The organism is Prevotella sp. P2-180 (assembly GCF_002251435.1).
Lineage (GTDB): Bacteria > Bacteroidota > Bacteroidia > Bacteroidales > Bacteroidaceae > Prevotella.
In genome coordinates, this window is record NZ_NPJI01000051.1 from 1 (window position 1) to 249 (window position 249).

Genomic DNA, 249 nt, shown 5'->3' on the forward strand with positions numbered 1-249 from the left:
CAGCGGCCTACGCTCCCTTTAAACCCAATAAATCCGGATAACGCCCGGACCTTCCGTATTACCGCGGCTGCTGGCACGGAATTAGCCGGTCCTTATTCATGCGGTACCTGCAATACACCACACGTGGCGCACGTTATCCCCGCATAAAAGCAGTTTACAACCCATAGGGCCGTCATCCTGCACGCTACTTGGCTGGTTCAGGCTCTCGCCCATTGACCAATATTCCTCACTGCTGCCTCCCGTAGGAGT

1 rRNA gene is annotated in these 249 nt (G+C 55.4%); it reads right to left on the bottom strand.

The window, feature by feature from the left end:
* A 16S ribosomal RNA gene (locus CIK98_RS08065) occupies window positions 1-249 on the bottom strand; the annotation flags it as partial.